We start from the raw sequence: 1946 nt of genomic DNA, 5'->3' as shown, positions 1-1946 counted from the left end.
AAGAATTCCAATCAAATGTACCAACAGAAACCATAACCATGATACCTGCTAAAATTGGCATTGGAACTTGTACTACGAGTCCTCCAAGTACAATAATCATAAATATAAGTACGATACCGGCTGTAAATGTAGACAATCTACTGTTTGCTCCTGATTTAACGTTGATGACCGATTGACCAATCATGGCACAACCACCCATACCACCGAATAAACCGGTAATCATGTTAGCGATACCTTGGCCACGAGATTCTCTATTTTTACTACTATAAGTGTCTGTAGCATCGTCTACAATTTTAGCTGTAAGTAAGCTTTCAACTAAACCTACAATAGCCATAGATAAAGAGTAAGGGAAAATAATGTGAAGTGTCTCTAAGTTAAAGGGAACATTAGGGATTAAAAAGTGAGGTAAAGCTTGTTTAATATTCCCTAAATCTCCGACAGTTCTCACGTCAGAACCTGTATACATATAAAGGGCAGTCAATACGATAATAGCTATTAATGGTGCAGGTATAGCTTTAAAAAATCTTGGAATTATATATACAATGAGTAAAGTTATAATTACATATATATATGTTGAAATTGATATCCCAAAGATATGTTCTATTTGAGACATAAAAATCATGATTCCTAAGGCATTCACAAACCCAATCATGACGGAATGAGGTATAAATTTCATTAGACGACCAACTTTAAGAAGTCCTAAAATTAATTGAATTAACCCCATTAGTATAGTAGCAGCTAGAAGATACTCTACACCGTAATCTTTCACAAGTGGAACAATTAATAAGGCAATAGCCCCTGTTGCACCTGATATCATTGCTGGTCTGCCACCTACAATAGCAGTAACGACAGCAATAATGAACGAAGCATATAAACCAACCATTGGATCTACACCAGCAATAATTGAGAATGCGATAGCTTCAGGGATTAAGGCTAAGGCAACGACGATACCGGCAAGTATGTTTTTACCTGGCTGGTTAAGCCATTCATGTTTTAATTTTTCAACCATAACTTACTCTCCTTTTTATTTAATTATATTGTAAAGTATAACAGAAAAGTTTCACATGTATACCCCTTAATGAAACTTTATGTTACACTTTAGCTATAGGGTGGTGCAAATAAATGAAATACGGTTATATTAGACCCGTTACAATAAACGACGATCTAAATGAACAAAGAAATAAATTAGAAACCCATACAAATGAAATTGTTGAAGAAATTCATGCTAATAATAAAAAGAGAAATGAATTAGACATTCTTTTAAATCAAAAATTAGTCCCGGGTGATATGTTATACATTACGGATTTATGTATACTTGCAGATTCTACGAAGCATTTAGTAGATATATTAGATTACCTTTCACAAGAAGATATATCTCTATATGTAATCAATTTAAATCGATATATTTATAAAGATATTAAAGGAGAATTTATAGAAATATTGCATGATATTACAGATTTTCAAAGTGATATTGTTAAATTTAGGACACGTGTAGGATTAGAGAATTATGCAAAAGAAGGAAAAACTTTAGGTAGACCCAAACGAGATGATAAAAACCTTAGAGATGCTATAGAGATGTATATGAGCAAAAAATATACTTTGGATGAGATAAAAGAAAAGACAAACATAAGTAGAGCAACTTTATATCGTCATCTAGATAAATAAGAGGTGATAAGCATTGTTTCAAGATGTAGAACACAATATATTATTGTCTATTAAAGAGGAAGATAACGTGAGTTTTAAAACATTAAACATTAGTGAAAAAACTTTTTTGTTAGCGCTCGAGAACATAGCAAGACAAGACTTAGCAAAAAATATAGAGTTATTTTATAATGAATGTTTTCCGGTATATGGGACGACAAGATATGCAGAGTTAACAGAAAAAGGACGTGAAAAAATTTCTTTGTTTCTTTAAATATTCGTTCTTTTTCTTTTAAATACTATAA

The 1946-nt window shown here is 31.8% G+C and carries 3 protein-coding genes; 2 read left to right on the top strand and 1 reads right to left on the bottom strand.

Annotation, left to right across the window (positions count from 1 at the left end; genetic code table 11):
- Positions 1-1009 (bottom strand): SulP family inorganic anion transporter (locus FHL06_RS12545; RefSeq protein WP_153386915.1); only part of this gene is annotated, 1009 nt, incomplete at its 3' end.
- 113 nt (positions 1010-1122) lie between these two features.
- Here FHL06_RS12545 and FHL06_RS12540 point away from each other — a divergent pair.
- Positions 1123-1665, top strand: coding sequence for a recombinase family protein (locus FHL06_RS12540; RefSeq protein ID WP_153386913.1), 543 nt, complete (start codon positions 1123-1125; stop codon positions 1663-1665).
- Positions 1666-1678: 13 nt separating this feature from the next.
- Positions 1679-1915: a hypothetical protein gene (locus FHL06_RS12535; protein ID WP_153386911.1), complete on the top strand. Its 237-nt coding sequence runs from the start codon at positions 1679-1681 to the stop codon at positions 1913-1915.
- The last annotated feature ends 31 nt before the right edge of the window (positions 1916-1946 follow it).

Source organism: Companilactobacillus halodurans (assembly GCF_009600985.1).
GTDB classification, from domain to species: Bacteria; Bacillota; Bacilli; order Lactobacillales; family Lactobacillaceae; genus Companilactobacillus; species Companilactobacillus halodurans.
The sequence above is the reverse complement of the archived record's forward strand: the minus strand, read 5'-3'. Positions and strand labels throughout refer to the sequence as shown.

Coding starts and splice junctions, on each gene's coding strand:
- FHL06_RS12540 (WP_153386913.1), top strand. CDS start 1,123: ATGAAATACGGTTATATTAGACCCGTTACAATAAACGACGATCTAAAT.